This is a genomic window from Methylothermaceae bacteria B42 (assembly GCA_001566965.1).
Lineage (GTDB): Bacteria > Pseudomonadota > Gammaproteobacteria > Methylococcales > Methylothermaceae > Methylohalobius.
Genome location: LSNW01000008.1, coordinates 1 through 17106, shown reverse-complemented (window position 1 = coordinate 17106; position 17106 = coordinate 1). Strand labels below are relative to the sequence as shown.

The following is a 17106-nucleotide window of genomic DNA, read 5'->3' as shown; positions in this document are numbered from 1 at the left end:
GGAAATGTTTTTGGCAGGGATGCCAAAGCCAAGCCTACAGGGGCGAGCCGGACCGAAAGTCCGGTGGACTTTCGTAGCCGGGCGAGCGCCCGAACAGGGAGGTTTGGGCAGGACTTTCTTGCACAGCAGGATTGCGCAGCAAGAAAGTATTCACGGCGTCTTCCGGAACAGACCGCCCAGGGGGTCCCGGGCAATTACTAGTAAAACAACAACGGAGAATATAAATTCGTGACCCAGAAAATCCGCAATATCGCTATTATCGCTCATGTCGACCACGGTAAAACCACTTTGGTGGACAAATTGTTGCAACAATCAGGCACTTTCGCCGCCCACGAGAAAGTCACAGAGCGGGTCATGGACTCCAACGATCTCGAGCGGGAGCGGGGCATTACCATTTTGTCCAAAAACACGGCGATTGAATGGCGTGAGTGGCGGATCAATATTGTGGATACGCCAGGGCACGCCGATTTTGGCGGCGAAGTGGAACGAGTGTTGTCTATGGTTGACTCGGTTTTATTGTTGGTGGACGCGGTGGAAGGCCCCATGCCCCAAACCCGTTTTGTCACCCAAAAAGCCCTGTCCCGCGGTCTTAAGCCCATCGTGGTGATTAATAAAATTGACCGCCCAGGAGCGCGGCCCGATTGGGTGCTGGATCAAACCTTCGACCTTTTCGACCGCTTGGGCGCTACAGATGAACAACTGGATTTTGCCGTGGTGTATGCATCCGCTTTACAGGGATATGCCGGGTTGGAAGCAGATGTAAACCAGGGCGATATGACCCCGCTATTCGAGACAATTATCGAACATGTGCCGCCGCCACCAGTTGAACAGGAGGGCCCTTTGCAATTGCAGGTGAGCACCCTCGATTACAACAGTTATGTGGGAATTATCGGCATTGGCCGGATTCAACGGGGGGAGATTCAGCGCAACATGCCAGTGACAGTAATTGACCGGGAAGGTCAAACCCGCACCGGGAAAATCGCCAAGGTTTTTGGTTTCAAGGGGCTGGAACGAATAGAAGTGGATAAAGCTCAGGCGGGTGATATCGTTGCCTTCTGTGGTCTGGAGCCTTTAAATATCTCCGATACCGTTTGTGATCCCAGCCAGGTTGAAGTTTTGCCGCCTTTGATTGTCGATGAACCGACCGTGAGCATGACCTTTCAGGTGAATACGTCACCCTTTGCTGGACGGGAAGGCAAATTTCTCACTTCAAGGCACCTTCGGGAACGGCTGCAAAAAGAACTGCAGCACAACGTCGCATTGCGGGTGGAAGATACCGAAGATCCGGACAAGTTCAGAGTGTCCGGGCGCGGCGCATTGCATTTATCCATCCTCATTGAAACCATGCGCAGGGAAGGGTATGAAATGTCAGTTTCCCGGCCCGAAGTGATTCTCAAGGAAATCGATGGCAAGCTGTACGAACCCTACGAGCGAGTTACCATTGAAGTGGACGAGGAACATCAAGGTTCGATCATGGAAAACCTGGGCAACCGTAAAGGGGAGCTGGAAGGCATGGAGGTGGACGGCCAGGGCCGGGTGCGTCTGGAATATTTGATTCCCGCCCGGGGGTTGATCGGCTTTCAGACCGAATTTTTGTCGGCGACCTCGGGGACAGGACTGTTTTACCACGTTTTCGAGCGTTACGGGCCCATCAAGCCGGGGGATATTGGCCGCCGCATCAACGGCGTCATGATTTCCAATATCAATGGCAAGGCGCTGGCATTTGCCCTGTTCAATTTGCAAGAGCGGGGACGCATGTTCGTTAGCCACGGCGATGAGGTTTATGAGGGCATGGTGGTGGGTATCCATTCCCGCAGCAACGATTTGGTGGTCAATCCCACCAAGGCAAAACAACTAACCAATATCCGCGCCGCGGGCAGTGATGAAAATTTGCTGTTGACGCCGCCGGTCAAGTTCAGCCTGGAACAGGCGCTGGAATTTATTGATGAAGACGAATTGGTCGAAGTGACGCCCCAGGCGATCCGAATCCGCAAAAAGCTCTTGAAGGAACATGAACGTAAGCGGGCCATGCGGGCAGCCAGCTGAAAAAGAAAACCCCCGAAGATAACTTCGGGGGCAAAATGCCTGCTTGGTTGGCTTTGACGTCGTCTGATTTTCCTGAAAGTTTGAGTTCCCCTGTCTCAGGTCCAGGCGACGGGGGTTAGTATGGCAGGGCAAAAATAAAAGAAAAGCCGGGGGATATTGAAATTACAGTCGGTAATATCGTACATTCCACCCTGGGAAAGCTCTGATTGATTCAGAGCTTTCCGCGGCACAAGGATATGCCGGCATAATTGATTGAAACAATTGACTGATTTTGTGAGAAAGACAAAAATCGTGCCTTTTGTTTATTATCCTCTGGCAATTCAGAGATGAATTGATCAGAGGTTCCCAAGGGGGGCGGAATATTTTTAAGCGCTGCAGCTTCGAGATATCATTAGGACTATTGTTTTTTATGAGCTAAGTTTTATGCCTCAACCGCGACAAGCATCTGTAGAGAGAAATACGCTGGAAACCAGGATTCAAGTCCGCGTCAATTTGGACGGCACGGGAGAGTCTTCTTTTGATACGGGCCTCCCGTTTTTGGATCATATGCTGGACCAAGTTGCCCGGCATGGGTTGATGGATTTGGAAGTGATTGCCCAAGGGGATTTGCATATCGATGCCCACCACACGGTGGAGGATATCGGCATTACCTTGGGCCAGGCTTTTTGTGAGGCGGTGGGGAGCAAAAAAGGCATCTTCCGTTATGGGCACGCTTACGTACCCCTTGATGAAGCCCTGTCACGGGTCGTGGTGGATTTTTCCGGGCGCCCTGGGTTGGTGTACGAGGTGGCGTTTACCCGGGCTATGATTGGTTCGTTTGACGTGGATCTATTCCGGGAATTTTTCCAAGGTTTCGTCAATCACGCCCAAGTGACGCTGCATATCGACAATCTGAGAGGCAGGAACGCCCATCATATTGCCGAAACGATGTTCAAGGCTTTTGGCCGGGCGTTGCGTTGTGCCGTGGCGGTTGATTCGCGGATGGCGGAAACCATTCCCTCCACCAAAGGTACTTTGGTATGACCCATGTTGTCGTCATCGATTATGGAATGGGCAACCTTCATTCCATTACCAAAGCTTTGCAAACTATGGATGCCCAGGCGCGAGTGACGGTGTCCGCCAACTCTCAGGAAATTTACGCCGCGGATCGGGTGGTTTTTCCAGGTGTCGGGGCCATTGGCGACTGCATGGCGGCGCTGCGGAAATTGGATTTGATTGGCGTTTTAGAGCGCGTGGCAAAGGAAAAACCCTTTTTGGGCATCTGTTTGGGGCTACAGGCGTTGTTGGAGGAAAGCGAAGAAGGGGGCAAGGTGGCTTGTTTGGGCATTCTGCCTGGACGCGTCGTGCGATTTTCCTCTGGCTTGAGAGATGCAAGGGGAGAGCAATTGAAAATCCCCCATATGGGATGGAACCAAGTCCATCAACTTCGATCCCATCCCTTATGGCAAGATATTCCCCAGGACAGCCGTTTTTACTTCGTCCATAGCTATTATGCCCAGCCAGGCCGTAGTCAAGACATTGCCGCTACCACCAATTATCCAGATCCTTTTGCCTGCGCCCTAGCACGGGATAATTTATTTGCCGTGCAATTTCATCCGGAAAAAAGCCAGCAAGTCGGGCTTAAGTTATTGTTCAATTTTCTTCGTTGGTCACCTTAAGAAAGAGAAGTATGTTATTAATTCCAGCCATTGATTTGAAAGAGGGTAAGTGTGTGCGCCTTCGCCAAGGGCGAATGGAAGATGACACGGTTTTTTCCGACGATCCCGTGGCTGTTGCGCGGCGTTGGATAGATTTGGGCGCCAAGCGTTTGCACTTGGTGGATCTCGACGGCGCTTTTGCCGGCACACCTAGGAATGCTGCGGTTATCAATGCCATTACCGAAGCATTTCCCGAGGTGGAGATTCAAGTAGGCGGTGGCATTCGCGATGAGGATACGATTCAAGAATATCTCAATGTGGGTGTGCAATATGTCATCATTGGCACCAAGGCTGTGAGCACGCCCCATTTCGTCAGCGATGTCGCGACAGAATTTCCAGGGCATATTATTGTTGGTTTGGATGCCAAGGATGGCAAGGTCGCCATCGATGGTTGGTCAAAACTTTCCCGACATGATGTGATTGATATGGCCCAGCGTTTCGAGGAAGAAGGGGTCGAAGCCATCATCTACACCGATATCAGCCGCGACGGGATGATGGAAGGCGTCAATATAGAAGCGACCGCCCGTTTGGCGGAAGCCATCCATATCCCGGTGATTGCCTCGGGAGGCATCACCAATCTGGATGATATCAAGGCCCTGGGAGAAATTGCCGACCTGGGCGTGATGGGCGCCATTACCGGTCGGGCTATTTATGAAGGCACCTTGGATTTTGCCGAAGCGTTGAAATTGGCCCAGCAGTATTAAGATGGGACTGGCGAAACGTATTATTCCGTGCCTGGATGTGGACCAGGGCAGAGTGGTCAAGGGTGTTAAGTTCGTGGACATTCGCGACGCCGGGGATCCGGTTGAGATTGCTCGGCGTTATGACCAGGAAGGGGCGGATGAGCTGACTTTTCTGGATATTACCGCCAGCCACGAGGATCGCGATACGATGGTTCACGTGGTGGAAGAGGTGGCAGGCTGTGTTTTTATCCCATTGACTGTCGGGGGGGGTATTCGCACCCTGGAAGACATTCGCCGGATGCTCAATGCGGGCGCTGACAAGGTGGCCATTAACACGGCGGCGGTTTTTAACCCAGAATTTGTCCGCGATGCGGCCAATCGTTTTGGCTCACAATGTATTGTGGTGGCGATTGACGCCAAGCAAGTAGAAGACCACTGGGAAATTTTTACCCATGGCGGAAGGAAGCCTACAGGGCTAGATGCGGTAGAATGGGCCGGAAAGATGGAGGATTTGGGCGCTGGGGAAATTCTATTGACCAGTATGGATCGTGATGGCACCAAAGCGGGGTTTGATCTTCCACTGACACTGGCAGTCAGTGAGCGGGTAGGAATTCCCGTGATTGCTTCTGGGGGTGTGGGCAGCCTGGATCATTTGGTGGAAGGCATTTTGGAAGGCAAGGCAGACGCAGTGCTGGCGGCAAGTATTTTTCATTTTGATGAATATTCTATCGAAGAGGCCAAGCGCCACATGGCAGCCAGGGGCATAGAGGTGCGATTGTGAGTGATTGGCTGGATCAGGTGAAATGGAATCCGGATGGCTTGGTGCCCGCCATCGCCCAAGAAAAAAGCTCTGGTCAGGTATTGATGATGGCATGGATGAATCGCGATGCCCTGCAAAAAACGGCGGAGGAAGGTTATGCTGTCTATTGGTCCAGGTCCCGCGGTTCCCTCTGGCGTAAAGGCGAATCTTCCGGGCACCGGCAAAAAATAGAAGAAATCCGCTTGGATTGCGATGGCGACACGGTTTTATTGCTGGTGGAACAGGAAGGCGGTATTGCCTGTCATACGGGAAGGCATCATTGTTTTTTTCGGCGTTTGGAAAGCATGGCATGGATGGAGGTGGAACCTGTTCTAAAAACACCAGAGGCGATCTATGGCAAATGATAAAGGGAAGGTGTTGACGGCCTTGGCGGAAATTCTAGAACAGCGTAAGGATGCTGCGCCTGAAAGTTCTTATGTGGCGTCCCTGTATTCCAAGGGGCTCGATACTATATTAAAAAAAGTCGGTGAAGAAGCGACCGAAGTTGTCATTGCCGGTAAGTCAGGAGACAGGGAGCAATTGATATACGAAACTGCGGACTTATGGTTTCATACGCTGGTTTTGCTGGCTCACCAGGGATTGGGGCCGGAAGATGTCTTAAGTGAATTGAACAGGCGGTTTGGTCTGTCAGGTTTGGCTGAAAAGGCTTCGCGTCAATAATTTTAGGAGAGTCTCATGGGTATAAGTATTTGGCAGCTATTAATTGTTCTCGTTATCGTTTTGTTACTGTTCGGCACGCGTAAACTTCGCAATTTGGGTTCCGATTTAGGCGGTGCCATCAAAAGTTTTAAAAACGCCTTAAGTGAGGGTGAAGAGCAATCCAAACCGGAGCCCCCTCAGCAATTAGATGAAGAATCCCCCTCTGTAATGAAAGAAACGGACGCTGATTTCAAGTCAGAAAAACCTGAACGCAAGCCCCTTTGATAAGCCATGTTTGATATTGGTTTTTGGGAGTTGACGCTTGTCGGATTGATCTCCTTGTTGGTATTGGGGCCGGAAAGGCTGCCCGGCGCTGTCCGTAGTACGATGTTATGGGTTCGGAAAGCCAGGGCCATGGTGGCGACGGTCAAATCGGAGATTGAACAAGAGTTGGCGTTAGATGAAATCAAGTCAACGGCCTATGAAGATACTTCACTCAAGCAGCTCAAAGAATTGGAGCAAGAATTGAAGCAAGTCATTCCCCCTGCCAATTCGTTGCGGGAGACATCCAAGCCGGTCGATGAACGCAAATCCTGAACAGGAACCGGAGATCGACAACCGGGAACAACCCTTCATTGCTCATTTGATCGAGTTGCGCAGCCGGCTGCTTAAAATCATAGCGGTTGTGCTGTTGGTGTTTTTGGGATTGGCGCCGTTTGCCAACGAGATCTATACCTATTTGGCAGGTCCTTTGCTCAAGCACTTGCCAGAGCAAAGCTCGATGATTGCCATTGATGTGGCATCCCCTTTTTTAACCCCTTTCAAATTGGCATTGGTGGTGGCCATTTTTGCCACGATGCCATTTACGCTATACCAGATCTGGGCTTTTATCGCGCCTGGTCTTTACCGGCATGAAAAACGCTTGATGTTGCCCTTGCTGATAGCCAGCACATGCTTATTTTATCTGGGCGCGGCTTTTGCCTATTTTGTGGTGTTACCGCTGGTATTCCGATTCATGACCGCTGCCGCGCCACAAGGGGTGGCGGTCATGACGGACATTAGCCGCTATTTGGATTTCATATTGACATTGTTTTTCGCCTTCGGGGTCGCTTTTGAAGTGCCCATTGCCACGATTCTTTTGATCTGGAGCGGCATTACCACCAGACAAGCCTTGGCTCGCAAACGTCCCTACGTGATTGTAGCGGCTTTTGTTATTGGCATGGTATTAACTCCACCGGACGTGATTTCACAGACGCTGTTGGCGCTGCCTATGTGGTTGCTCTATGAATTGGGGCTTTTGTTTTCGTTTCCTTTCGCCAAGGAGGCACGGGAGTAACCTGAACATTGGCATCGTCAACTTCGTTCATCACTTCCGGTAAAATTCACTTTACGTTCACTTGCATTCTGATAGATTGATTCTGCTTGGTTTACTTTGACGGGGAAACCGGAGAAAAATCAGAATGACTATCTATGCTGGTATGTTGATAGAAGAAGATCGCTGTGTCGTGTCTCTTCTTGATCAAAACAATCAGGTGCAGGAGCAAATCGATCTACCTGCAGACTTACTATCTTTATTGAAAAAACTAGAACCTTACCGTTTTCAGATTGAAGGCATTGCTGTTGCCCGTAAAAAAACTGATTTCACCTTGGTTTACGGGTTAATGGAGGCAGGCTATCCTGTTCATTTGCTCCAGCCCTCTGTGGTGAAACGTTGGGCCCATCAGGAAGGAGAGAATCTAGACCCTGCCCAGTTATTGGCGCGGCGATTAAAGTATGACTTGGCTGGGAAAGGACAGCGGAATTTTAAATCTTCTGTGAATATCTCAGGGATGCTAGGTAGAATCAAATACTTAGTGAGTTCAGGAAAATTAGCAACGCAGTAATACCGAACCATGCGCTAAAATAAAGTGTCATAGTTCATTACTTAACACTGCGTTGGAGATTTTCTGGAATGATACGTAATCGTGGATTCACGTTAATTGAGCTACTCATCGTGCTTGCAATCCTGGGTATGTTGGCCGCACTGGTTGGCCCCAGGTTGATGAATGCTTTGGGCCAAGGCCAGGTGAAAACCACCAAGTCTCAAATAGAAATGCTGGCAACCGCGCTGGATAACTTCCGTTTGGACAACGGTCGCTATCCCACCCAAGAGGAAGGATTGCAGGCACTGCTACAAGCGCCAGAAGGTTTGCCCAATTGGACGGGACCTTACCTTCGCAAGAAAAAAGTCCCTGTGGATGCCTGGGGCTTTCCCTTCCATTATGAGATCCCTCCAAGACGCGGTGGCATGGATTATGACCTTTACTCTTTGGGCGCAGATAATGCTGAAGGCGGCGAAGGTGAAAATGCCGATATAGGCAATTGGTAATTTTTAGGGATTCATCCAGGTGATCCTATTTCCTTTATATATCCTGCTAGGAGGCTTGGCAGGCCTTCTGGCGGGGATGTTTGGACTGGGAGGCGGGATCATCCTGGTTCCTATATTGTTACTGTTTTTCTCCTGGCAGCATTTTCCTGCTGAGTTTGTTCCCATTATGGCGGTCGCCACCTCGTTGGCGACAATTATTCCCACCGCAATTTCTTCAGTGCAAGCCCATCATCGTTTGGGATCTTTGGATTGGGTTTCAGCAAAACAGCTGGTTCCAGCCATTATTATCGGTGCGTTTGTAGGAGCATGGATGGCCGACAAAATGCCCGGTATCTGGCTTAAAATCCTATTTGCAGGCTATTTGATTGTCGTCGCTATGCAAATGGCATGGCGGTGGCGGCCTGATCCAGGGAAAGGCCAGCCCAGCTCTCCACTCTTATTTGGCTCTGGTGTGGTCATAGGCACATTGGCATCCATGCTGGGTATCGGTGGCGGTACGTTGACGGTGCCTTTGCTGGTCAAATTTTCATATCCCATGCGAACCGCAGTGGCAGTTTCCAGTTTCTGCGGCCTCCCCATTGCTTTGGCGGGAACGGTGGGTTACGGATGGTTGGGCTGGGATCAAACCGGTCTTCCATCGGGAAGTTTTGGCTACGTCTACCTGCCTGCTTTTGTGGGTATCACCCTTGCCAGTATCATGACAGCTCCCATCGGCGCTAAATTGTCTCATCAATTGCCTGCGGAAACTTTGAAACGCGCGTTTGCAGGGTTATTGTTGCTGATCGGATTGAAGATTCTCTATGGGAGTTTAGCCAATTAAAGTTTTTTTGGTGACAGGCGCTGCCAAGAGAATTGGTGCAGCCATAGCCAAAATGCTGCATGGGGAAGGTTTTAACCTGATTCTCCATTATCGCAGTTCCCGCCAAGAAGCTGAATTACTTCAGCAACACCTTAATCGCATCCGCCCTGATTCTGTTCATTTACTGCAGGCCGAACTCCGTCGTTTGTCAGAAATCCATGCTTGCGTTGACAATGCGTTGTCCTTTTGGGGACGTCTGGATGGCCTGATTAATAATGCATCAGCCTTTTATCCCACACCATTGGGAGAAGTGAGTGAAGACCACTGGGATGAATTACTCGATTGTAATTTAAAGGCGCCTTTTTTTCTTTCCCAGGCGGTTTATCCCCATTTACAGCAGACCCAAGGCTGTATCGTTAATCTGGTGGATATTTACGCCCGCAGCCCGAGATTGGACTACCCGGTTTACAGCATTGCCAAAGCCGGATTGGCGGCAATGACCCATGCTTTGGCCAAGGAGATGGCGCCGGCAGTCAGGGTGAATGGCGTGGCCCCTGGCGCTATTTTATGGCCGGATCGTCCACTCACAGAAGAAGAAAAGACCGCGATGCTCAATACCATCCCCTTGAAACGTCTGGGGAAAGAAGAAGATATCGCCAAAGCGGTACGTTATCTTATTTGTGACGGAGACTACGTTACAGGCCAAATCCTGGTTGTAGATGGAGGGAGAAGTTTATGATTGCTCTCTCAAAGTAATTTTTTTCTGTCTGATTTTAGCCGGGTCGAAAGATTTCCACAGCGCCTGGAAGGTTTTCTTTTCTATAGGATGGAGCCTATCCGGGGCAATTTCCGCCAATGGTTGGAGGACAAAGGCGTAACGGAGAATATCATCCCTGGGCACAATCATACGGCCGGTTTTTGCATTCCTTAAGATCTTATCGCCGTAAAGTATCAAATCCAGATCCAGGGTCCGGGGGGCGAATTTATGACTACCCACACTCCGCCCGTGCCTGGTTTCAATTTCCTTTAGCTTCTTCAACACTTCTTCAATGGCAAGGTCGGTTTCGAATTTAATTACCAAGTTGTAAAAAGGTTCGCCCTCAAACCCTTCGGCTTCGCTTTCGTAAATGCTGGAAACAGTTAACGGACCAAAAGCCTGTTCCAGTTCTGTTAACGCTTTGCGAATATGGATTTCCCGCTCGATATTGCTGCCAATGCTGACGAAGACCTGAGTCATTGGGGCAGGCTACCGCGCTCAATGATGATTCCCACATCACTGGCGCCTCTAATGGCGCCTTTTTTGTTTAGTGTCAGCTTTAGCCAGGGCACGGAAAATTCCGTTAATATGATTTCAGCGGTTTTTTCCGCCAAGGTTTCCACCAAAAAAAAACTGCTGCTTTCTACAAAACTAATGATCCGTTTGGAAACGGCTTTATAGTCCAATGTATTTTCAATACTGTCGGTAGCGGCAGCCTGGCGGATGTCGGTAGCCATCTCCAGATCCAGGATCACTGTTTGTTTAATCTCCCGTTCCCATTCGTAGATGCCAATAATAGTGTCGATCTGTAAGCCGCGTAGAAATATAATGTCCATCTTTGATTCGATTGTTAATTGTTTTATAGGAACTTCCCATCACTTCCCAGCAATGGCTGGCTTTGATGGTTGTATTAATTCATAGCTGATGTTACGCAGCCACGGGTAGATAGGCGCAGACTTACGCAATCCTTGGCTGTCATTTCGACCGGAGGGTGAAATCTTGACTCATCAGCATCCATTTTGGGTAGATTGCAAGATTTCTCGCTACGCTCGAAATGACAATGCGTAACATCAGTTCATAGGTTGACACAAAAGAAAGGGGAAAGGCAAGGTGGCTGAATGGTTATGGATTCCGCTGGGGTATTTCTTGGGTTCGGTTTCGAGCGCGGTGATTGTTTGTAAACTCTCAGGCTTACCGGACCCGCGCACTACAGGTTCCCATAACCCGGGTGCAACCAATGTGCTTAGGGTGGGCGGCAAAAAGGCGGCGATGGTGACGCTGTTGGGAGACATGCTGAAAGGGCTGTTGCCGGTAGCCGCTGCCAATTTGATGGGAGCAGATTCTCTAATAGTTGCCGCTACTGGTTTGGCGGCCTTTCTTGGCCACCTGTTTCCAATTTTTTTTGGCTTTCAAGGGGGAAAGGGCGTGGCAACTGCTCTGGGCGTCATGTTGGGGATGAATTGGCTGCTTGGCCTGGCTGTTATCGGTACGTGGATCGCCGTGGCCGCAATTTCTAAAATTTCATCCCTATCGGCATTGACCGCGGCTTTGCTGGCGCCCGTTTATGCCATGCTGATATTACAGCAGCCTTTATCTGCCGGCTTGATTGCTGTCATGTCTGGCTGTCTGTTTTGGCGGCACCGGGAGAATATTCGCCGCTTGTTGAGGGGGGAAGAACCCCGGATGGTAGGTTGATAGAGGGCAATGCTTCCAGAGGCCAGCGGGCGCGAACCTTGATTTCCAGTGAAGAACGGTTGTGGTTTGCAAGGGATCTAAGGCAGCCTGTATAGGCAATCATGGCGCCATTGTCGGTACAAAATTGAGGGCTTGGAACAAACAATTCAGCCTCTTCTTTCCTTGCTGTTTGCTTTAATTTTAAGCGGATCGTCTGATTGGCGCTGACACCCCCAGCAACAACCAGCCGGTTTAAGCTGGTGAGCTGCAGGGCTCTGCGGCATTTGATGGCCAGGGTATCGGCGACTGCGTCTTGAAAAGCACGGGCAATATCGGCTTTGTCCTGTTCACTGCCACCGGTTTTTGCCAAAGTGTTCATGACATAAGTTTTAAGCCCGCTAAAACTGAAATCCAATCCCGGCCGGTTGGTCATGGGGCGGGGAAAATGAAAACGCTCAGGATTGCCTTTTTTTGCCAATTGTTCCAACGCCGGGCCGCCGGGATAACCGAGCCCGAGCATTTTGGCTACTTTGTCAAAGGCTTCGCCCACGGCATCGTCGATGGACTCCCCCAGCAACCGATAGACTCCCAGCGCTTGGACTTCCACCAGTTGTGTATGACCGCCTGAGACCAGCAAAGCGAGGAAGGGGGGAGCAAGATCAGGATTTTCCATCATTGGCGCCAATAAATGCCCCTCCATGTGATGAATGGCCAGTGCGGGGATTTGCCATGACCATGCCAAGCTGCGGGCAACCGAGGCCCCAACCAGCAATGCGCCAATCAAACCTGGCCCTGCAGTATAGGCAACCACGTTAATTTGACCAGCAGCTAAATTTGCGGCTTGGAGGGTCTGACGAATCAAGGGCAAAAGCTTGCGGATATGGTCCCGTGATGCCAGTTCTGGCACGATACCCCCGAAGTCGGCGTGGATGGCTACCTGGCTGTATAAATGATGGGCCAACAATCCCTGCTTGGCATCATAAATGGCTACGCCGGTTTCATCACAGGAAGTTTCGATGCCTAGTACAATCATGATTTTCTACGGAAAGGCAAGCAATTAGAAAATATCAGGGCTCCGTCATCTATTCAAGCCGGTGCAGGTGGTCTGATTCGAAAGCCTCGCCGGCAAGGAGGCCGGCGTGGAGCCTATAGGGACGTATTAACGGCGTTTTTCGAATCAGACCACCTGCACCGGCATCAATCCTTTACGTTTTAAATGACGTGGCTCTGTAGGAAACATAGCTCCGTGATTGATGAGTCGCTGCGGTCCGATATAATAACAGTTTCATTATTGCCTGCGGCAAAGAAGATTGATATGGACCAGGTGTTTGCGGCACTGAAAAAAATATTTTTTTTCGATTCCCAAAAACAATTTTATTCCCAACACTTCCCGGATGTGTCGCAGGAAGAAGGCATGCAATTTCGGCCCATGAGAAAATCGGATCTGAAGGCAGTCGTAACCATTGAAGAACAGTCGTACCCTTTCCCTTGGTCATTGGGAATCTTTAAAAATTGTCTCAAAGTTGGTTACTCGTGTTGGGTAGGGGAAGCCGAGGGAGAGGTTGTTGCCTACGGAATTTTATCTATTGGGGTAGGTGAAGCGCATGTGATGAATGTTTGTGTCTCTCCCCGCTGTCAAGGTCAGGGTTACGGCCGGGAGATGATGCTTCATTTGATGGAAGTCGCCCGCAATCACCGCGCCGATATGATGTTGCTTGAAGTTCGCCCCAGCAACAAAGTGGCGGTTCATTTATATCGCAAGCTGGGATTTAATGAGATTGGTACGCGTAAAGGTTATTATCCCGCTGGAGCAAACAAGCGAGAGGATGCATTGGTCCTGGCAAGGATGCTTTGATTAGATTGGTTTTAGAATAGGTGAAAGTCGCAAAGGGTTCATTCCCGCCAGCAAGGCGCTGGCGGGAAACATGTAAACATTATTCTGAGTCGGAGCTGTTTATTGGGGTATATTTCAACCCGGTAATTTCAAATTGAAATGGCCGCGTCGTTTTAATCACGTTCATTTCTGCTTCCGCTGTTCCAATGGCGTTTCCTTCCGCATCGAGCACATAGACTTTAGGCAATGTCAAGATGCCTGTTGATGAATATTGTCCGGAAATACCGGTACTGGGAAAGCCGAGTTTCACCCAATTTTGCAAGGCCTTTTTTTCCACGTCGGTAAGTTGCTGATCGGGATCTGGCGGCATGTCCATATCCACAACCGCCCGCTGGATAATCTTAGATGCCTGCGATTTGGCATCATCGTATGTATCAAAATTAGACCCTTCGGGAGCGCCATTCCGCTCCGCGCCACTTAATTGTGAAGAATGACAACCAAGACATTTTGGCCGAATGATCTTATCTTTGATGCCTTGTTTCCCCCAGAAATCTGGAGAAATAAAACTGTTGGCATCCCCTTCTTCCGCGTTGGTGGCGGAAAATACAGCTGAAGATAACAGTGTCAATAGTAATATCCGTTTCATAATTTGTCTCCTTGATAAAATGTAGGAACAGAGATTGGCAATTTTGCCTTCCTTTTACCACTCGTACGGTTGGTAGGAAAAATCATACATTGCATTATGAGATTAATCTAGCTTATTGCAAACGACATTTTGCGATTCGTTCAGAGGGATATATTGTCAGATTTGGATTTGACAAATACTAATGGATCGAACTTATGGGATCTGTCCAAACGGTTTTAATGCGAAAACTCTTTTTATTTCAGATAATTCAGTTTCCCACGGGCATTACTTTTATGATGGAAGTATAAAAATTTAATTCTTGTTTCTTTTCCATGACAGTTCAAACAAAAGGTCTTGGTTGGCTTGGTGATTCGCAGAAAACTGGAATTGGGGTCGCCTTCCAGGTTTTTTCTGTTCCCGGCCAGTGGCGGTTGTTTTTTATTCCAGTGATCCGGTTGCCAGACATGGGGATCGTGACAAGTGGTGCAACCGATGGCGCCAATGGCCTGGTCTGACCCATCCTTTCCCAGCAGCGGCATTTTGTCTTTATCCGATTGCAATACAATTTGTTGATAAGGATGGCTGAAGTATTCGATGAATTTCTCCTTGCCCACGGCCTTGGCGTTATCCTGGTGGCAGTTGATACAGAGCTGATCCCGTTTGAAGTTACTTTTTTCTCCCTCCTTGGAAGGGCGGGAGGGATCATCTACCATCGCCGAGGCATATAAATAAGGCCATTTCCCCTCGCCTCTATGCAGGCTGTGGCAGGCGCCGCACAGTCCTGATTGCGCCGGGGTTTGTTCCAGCCGGTTTTGACTGTCTCCGGCGGTAATGCGAAGGTCGTGATCGCTGCCCAGCACCGGGATGTTGTCCTCGTGGCAAGCGCGGCATAGTTGGCCGTCGTGGTGGTCTTCCACCAAGGCCGGGGTATTGGGCTTGCCTTTATGGACGGCGTGACAAGTCAGGCAATCCACCCGTTTGATATTCCGTCCCTTCAGGGTCACGCTTTCCTCCAGATCAAAATTCACCGGATGCACCCCTTTTTTCAGAGCATCGTCCTTGTCCCTGGCGTGTTGCCGCTTATGGCAGTCATGACAGAGCCCAGGCGTGGGCTTGAGCAGCATGGGGGTGCCCGGTTTGCCTTCATGAACCGGATGGCAGCTCAGACAGGTGACGAACTTGACTTTTTTGCCGTCGCGTTTCATTTCCTCATCTGGTTCGATATTCACCGGATGCGCCCCCTTGCGCCGCGCTTCCTTTTTGCCGCGGCTGAATTGGCGCTTGTGGCATTGCCCGCAGAGCTGGCCCCGGTTGGCATTCATCAACAGCAGGAATTGGCTGACGCCCCCGTGAATTTGATGACAGCTCTGGCAAATGACCCTGTTTTCCTTGTCCAGGCTGCCCCCCAGTTCCGCCAGTTTTGTTGGCAAGCCGTGGTGTAGATCGGGGTCACTGGGATAGCCCGACGCGCCCCGGTGCGGCGGCTTGGCAAGATGAATCCCCATGGGGTGATTGCGCCCGCGCCACTTTGGGTTGGATTCCCGGGCGTTTTTGGCTTTGGACTCGTGGCAGCGTTCGCACAATTTCCCTTCCGGATTGGGCACCCCCAGCCAGGCATTTTGATGACCCTGATAAAGGGTGGCCGAGGATGTATCTTCGTGAGGGGTGTGGCAAGTGGCGCAGGTCAGTTGATGATCTTCTGTGATGGGGAACAGCTCATCGGGCAGTTTGTCCTTGCGGGGCCAGAGTTTGGCATGGCGCTGTTTGTCTTTTTCCGGCTCGTAAATCACAGGGTGTTGTTCGCCGTCGTTGATGATGGTCCGTGAATCCATCACCGGCCCATTATGACAGCTGTAACACATGCGGAAGGATGCCACCGGCATGATGCCCTGTTGGTCGGGCTGCTTGATCGCCGCCGGGCCTTCCTCCGCCCATTCGAGATGGCAAAGCAGGCAGTTTTTCTGCGAGGCCTGGACTGTAGTTGAGCCGGCTTTGGGAGGGAGCGGCATGTCCATTTCCTTCAGGGTCAATTTCCAGACCTTGCCGGCGCCGGTTTCCGCCACATACAGGCTGCCGTTGTCAAAAGCCAGGCCGGTGGGACTGTCAAAGTAAAGGGGTTGTCCGCCGGAAGTCTTGAGCACGCCTGCTGCTTCTCCTTCCTGGAAGAGGGTGATCGTCCCGAAATAACCATCGCTGATGAACAACCGGTCCCGGTCTTTATCCATGGCCAACCCGTTGGGACGGAATAACTCGCCTGCCTCAAAACCAAACCGGCCCTGCTGGCGGAAGAAACGCCCGTCCTTGTCGAAAATCTGAATGCGGGCATTGAGAATATCCACCACGTGGGGAAATTTGTCCCGGTCGATGGCGATCTGGAAGGGAAATTGAAACTTGCCTTCTTCCTCCCCCCGTCCGCCAAAGCAATCCAGCGGCTTACCCTTGGGCAATCGCAGCCGGCAGACCCTATGGTAACGGCGGTCCGACCACAACAAAATATCATCCACTTCCGCCACTGCCACGGGTTCCGGCGGCAACCGGTTGCAGCCGGGCTTTTCTTCCGGGCAGGATGGCGGCTTGGGATAAAACGCCCGCTGCATCCTGCCTTGAGCATCAAAGAGGAGCAGCCGGTGATTGCCGGTATCGGCCACCCACAACCCGCTCTCGCCCCATTTCAGATCCAGGGGGTGGTCGAGCAGGCCCGGGCCGGTCAAAAATCGGGGTTTATTGTTGGCGGGGATTTTCAGTACTTGCTGATGGGTGTCGAGGAGGTAGAGGGATTGATCCGGGCCTGTGGCAATGGCGGTGGGCTGAGAAACGGTGACCGGCAGTGGAGTTTTTGCCGTTACCACTGGCAAGCTTTCGGCTTCAACCGCCGTACAAGCCAGCAGAATCAGGCAAAATAATAACCACGGGATGGGTTCACCGCAGAGACGCAGAGAATTTATTTTTAAAAAAATTGTTTTTTTAGCGGGTTGCATAGATGTATGCCATCAGCGTTACGAAAGGTCAGCAATTATTATTAAAAACTCTGCGCCCTCTGCGTCTCTGCGGTGAAACCTCTTCAAACCAACCACGCCACTCAACGCAAAATCCCGATTATTCTCAGCTTTTCATTATCGGATTGATAACGACTGAAAAAGCTGGGAATGCGGTGATATTCAATC

Annotated in this window: 21 protein-coding genes and 1 pseudogene; 16 read left to right on the top strand and 6 right to left on the bottom strand. The window is 50.6% G+C overall.

The annotated features are described in order from the left end of the window. Positions 1-4: 4 nt before the first annotated feature. The 15 genes from AXA67_05215 to AXA67_05145 all read left to right on the top strand — a co-directional run bounded on the left by AXA67_05215 (position 5) and on the right by AXA67_05145 (position 9791). Positions 5-232, top strand: coding sequence for a hypothetical protein (locus tag AXA67_05215; protein KXJ41522.1), 228 nt, complete (start codon positions 5-7; stop codon positions 230-232). Beyond that, positions 229-2046 (top strand): GTP-binding protein TypA, encoded by a 1818-nt coding sequence (locus tag AXA67_05210; protein ID KXJ41521.1) that lies wholly within the window; start codon positions 229-231, stop codon positions 2044-2046. The genes AXA67_05215 and AXA67_05210 overlap by 4 nt, the downstream gene beginning before the upstream one ends. Before the next feature lie 423 nt (positions 2047-2469). Continuing rightward, the gene (locus AXA67_05205) at positions 2470-3069 is read left to right on the top strand and encodes an imidazoleglycerol-phosphate dehydratase (GenBank protein KXJ41520.1); all 600 of its coding nucleotides are present in this window, start codon (positions 2470-2472) and stop codon (positions 3067-3069) included. Beyond that, positions 3066-3704 (top strand): imidazole glycerol phosphate synthase subunit HisH, encoded by a 639-nt coding sequence (gene hisH, locus AXA67_05200; GenBank protein ID KXJ41519.1) that lies wholly within the window; start codon positions 3066-3068, stop codon positions 3702-3704. The genes AXA67_05205 and hisH overlap by 4 nt, the downstream gene beginning before the upstream one ends. 11 nt (positions 3705-3715) lie before the next feature. Beyond that, on the top strand, positions 3716-4447 hold the full coding sequence (locus AXA67_05195; GenBank protein KXJ41518.1) for a 1-(5-phosphoribosyl)-5-((5-phosphoribosylamino)methylideneamino)imidazole-4-carboxamide isomerase: 732 nt from the start codon (positions 3716-3718) through the stop codon (positions 4445-4447). Position 4448: 1 nt separating this feature from the next. After that, the gene (locus tag AXA67_05190; protein ID KXJ41517.1) at positions 4449-5207 is read left to right on the top strand and encodes an imidazole glycerol phosphate synthase cyclase subunit; all 759 of its coding nucleotides are present in this window, start codon (positions 4449-4451) and stop codon (positions 5205-5207) included. Continuing rightward, positions 5204-5590 carry a phosphoribosyl-AMP cyclohydrolase gene (gene hisI, locus AXA67_05185; GenBank protein ID KXJ41516.1) on the top strand — a complete coding sequence of 129 codons (387 nt, stop codon included), beginning with the start codon at positions 5204-5206 and terminating at the stop codon, positions 5588-5590. The genes AXA67_05190 and hisI overlap by 4 nt, the downstream gene beginning before the upstream one ends. Next, positions 5580-5906 carry a phosphoribosyl-ATP pyrophosphatase gene (locus AXA67_05180; GenBank protein KXJ41515.1) on the top strand — a complete coding sequence of 109 codons (327 nt, stop codon included), beginning with the start codon at positions 5580-5582 and terminating at the stop codon, positions 5904-5906. The genes hisI and AXA67_05180 overlap by 11 nt, the downstream gene beginning before the upstream one ends. Positions 5907-5921: 15 nt before the next feature. Then, positions 5922-6170 (top strand): hypothetical protein, encoded by a 249-nt coding sequence (locus tag AXA67_05175; GenBank protein ID KXJ41514.1) that lies wholly within the window; start codon positions 5922-5924, stop codon positions 6168-6170. Positions 6171-6176: 6 nt separating this feature from the next. After that, positions 6177-6482 (top strand): hypothetical protein, encoded by a 306-nt coding sequence (locus AXA67_05170; GenBank protein KXJ41513.1) that lies wholly within the window; start codon positions 6177-6179, stop codon positions 6480-6482. After that, a complete protein-coding gene (locus AXA67_05165) occupies positions 6466-7221 on the top strand; it encodes a twin-arginine protein translocation system subunit TatC (GenBank protein KXJ41512.1) in 756 nt (251 codons plus the stop codon). The genes AXA67_05170 and AXA67_05165 overlap by 17 nt, the downstream gene beginning before the upstream one ends. 124 nt (positions 7222-7345) lie before the next feature. Next, positions 7346-7768: a hypothetical protein gene (locus AXA67_05160; GenBank protein KXJ41511.1), complete on the top strand. Its 423-nt coding sequence runs from the start codon at positions 7346-7348 to the stop codon at positions 7766-7768. A 68-nt stretch (positions 7769-7836) separates the two neighbouring features. Further along, entirely contained in the window at positions 7837-8253 is a 417-nt protein-coding gene (locus AXA67_05155; GenBank protein ID KXJ41510.1) for a type II secretion system protein GspG, read from the top strand. Positions 8254-8329: 76 nt separating this feature from the next. Next, positions 8330-9073 carry a hypothetical protein gene (locus AXA67_05150; protein ID KXJ41555.1) on the top strand — a complete coding sequence of 248 codons (744 nt, stop codon included), beginning with the start codon at positions 8330-8332 and terminating at the stop codon, positions 9071-9073. Next, the gene (locus tag AXA67_05145; GenBank protein ID KXJ41509.1) at positions 9069-9791 is read left to right on the top strand and encodes a pteridine reductase; all 723 of its coding nucleotides are present in this window, start codon (positions 9069-9071) and stop codon (positions 9789-9791) included. Before AXA67_05150 ends, AXA67_05145 begins: the two co-directional genes overlap by 5 nt. Here AXA67_05145 and AXA67_05140 read toward each other — a convergent pair. From AXA67_05140 to AXA67_05125, 4 genes and pseudogenes are all read right to left on the bottom strand, one after another. Then, entirely contained in the window at positions 9786-10289 is a 504-nt protein-coding gene (locus AXA67_05140; protein ID KXJ41508.1) for a 2-amino-4-hydroxy-6-hydroxymethyldihydropteridine pyrophosphokinase, read from the bottom strand. The genes AXA67_05145 and AXA67_05140 overlap by 6 nt on opposite strands. Beyond that, entirely contained in the window at positions 10286-10645 is a 360-nt protein-coding gene (locus tag AXA67_05135; protein KXJ41507.1) for a dihydroneopterin aldolase, read from the bottom strand. The genes AXA67_05140 and AXA67_05135 overlap by 4 nt, the downstream gene beginning before the upstream one ends. Before the next feature lie 234 nt (positions 10646-10879). Further along, positions 10880-11101 carry a hypothetical protein gene (locus AXA67_05130; protein ID KXJ41506.1) on the bottom strand — a complete coding sequence of 74 codons (222 nt, stop codon included), beginning with the start codon at positions 11099-11101 and terminating at the stop codon, positions 10880-10882. Positions 11102-11502: 401 nt separating this feature from the next. Continuing rightward, positions 11503-12516 (bottom strand): annotated as a pseudogene (locus tag AXA67_05125) (hypothetical protein). A gap of 282 nt (positions 12517-12798) precedes the next feature. On the opposite strand from AXA67_05125, the gene AXA67_05120 reads away from it, so the two are divergent. Next, positions 12799-13338, top strand: coding sequence for a ribosomal-protein-alanine acetyltransferase (locus AXA67_05120; GenBank protein KXJ41554.1), 540 nt, complete (start codon positions 12799-12801; stop codon positions 13336-13338). A 79-nt stretch (positions 13339-13417) separates the two neighbouring features. Here AXA67_05120 and AXA67_05115 read toward each other — a convergent pair whose 3' ends face one another. Together AXA67_05115 and AXA67_05110 are read right to left on the bottom strand one after the other, a co-directional pair. Next, a complete protein-coding gene (locus tag AXA67_05115) occupies positions 13418-13963 on the bottom strand; it encodes a hypothetical protein (GenBank protein KXJ41505.1) in 546 nt (181 codons plus the stop codon). A gap of 233 nt (positions 13964-14196) precedes the next feature. Beyond that, positions 14197-16920, bottom strand: coding sequence for a hypothetical protein (locus AXA67_05110; protein ID KXJ41504.1), 2724 nt, complete (start codon positions 16918-16920; stop codon positions 14197-14199). Positions 16921-17106 lie beyond the last annotated feature (186 nt).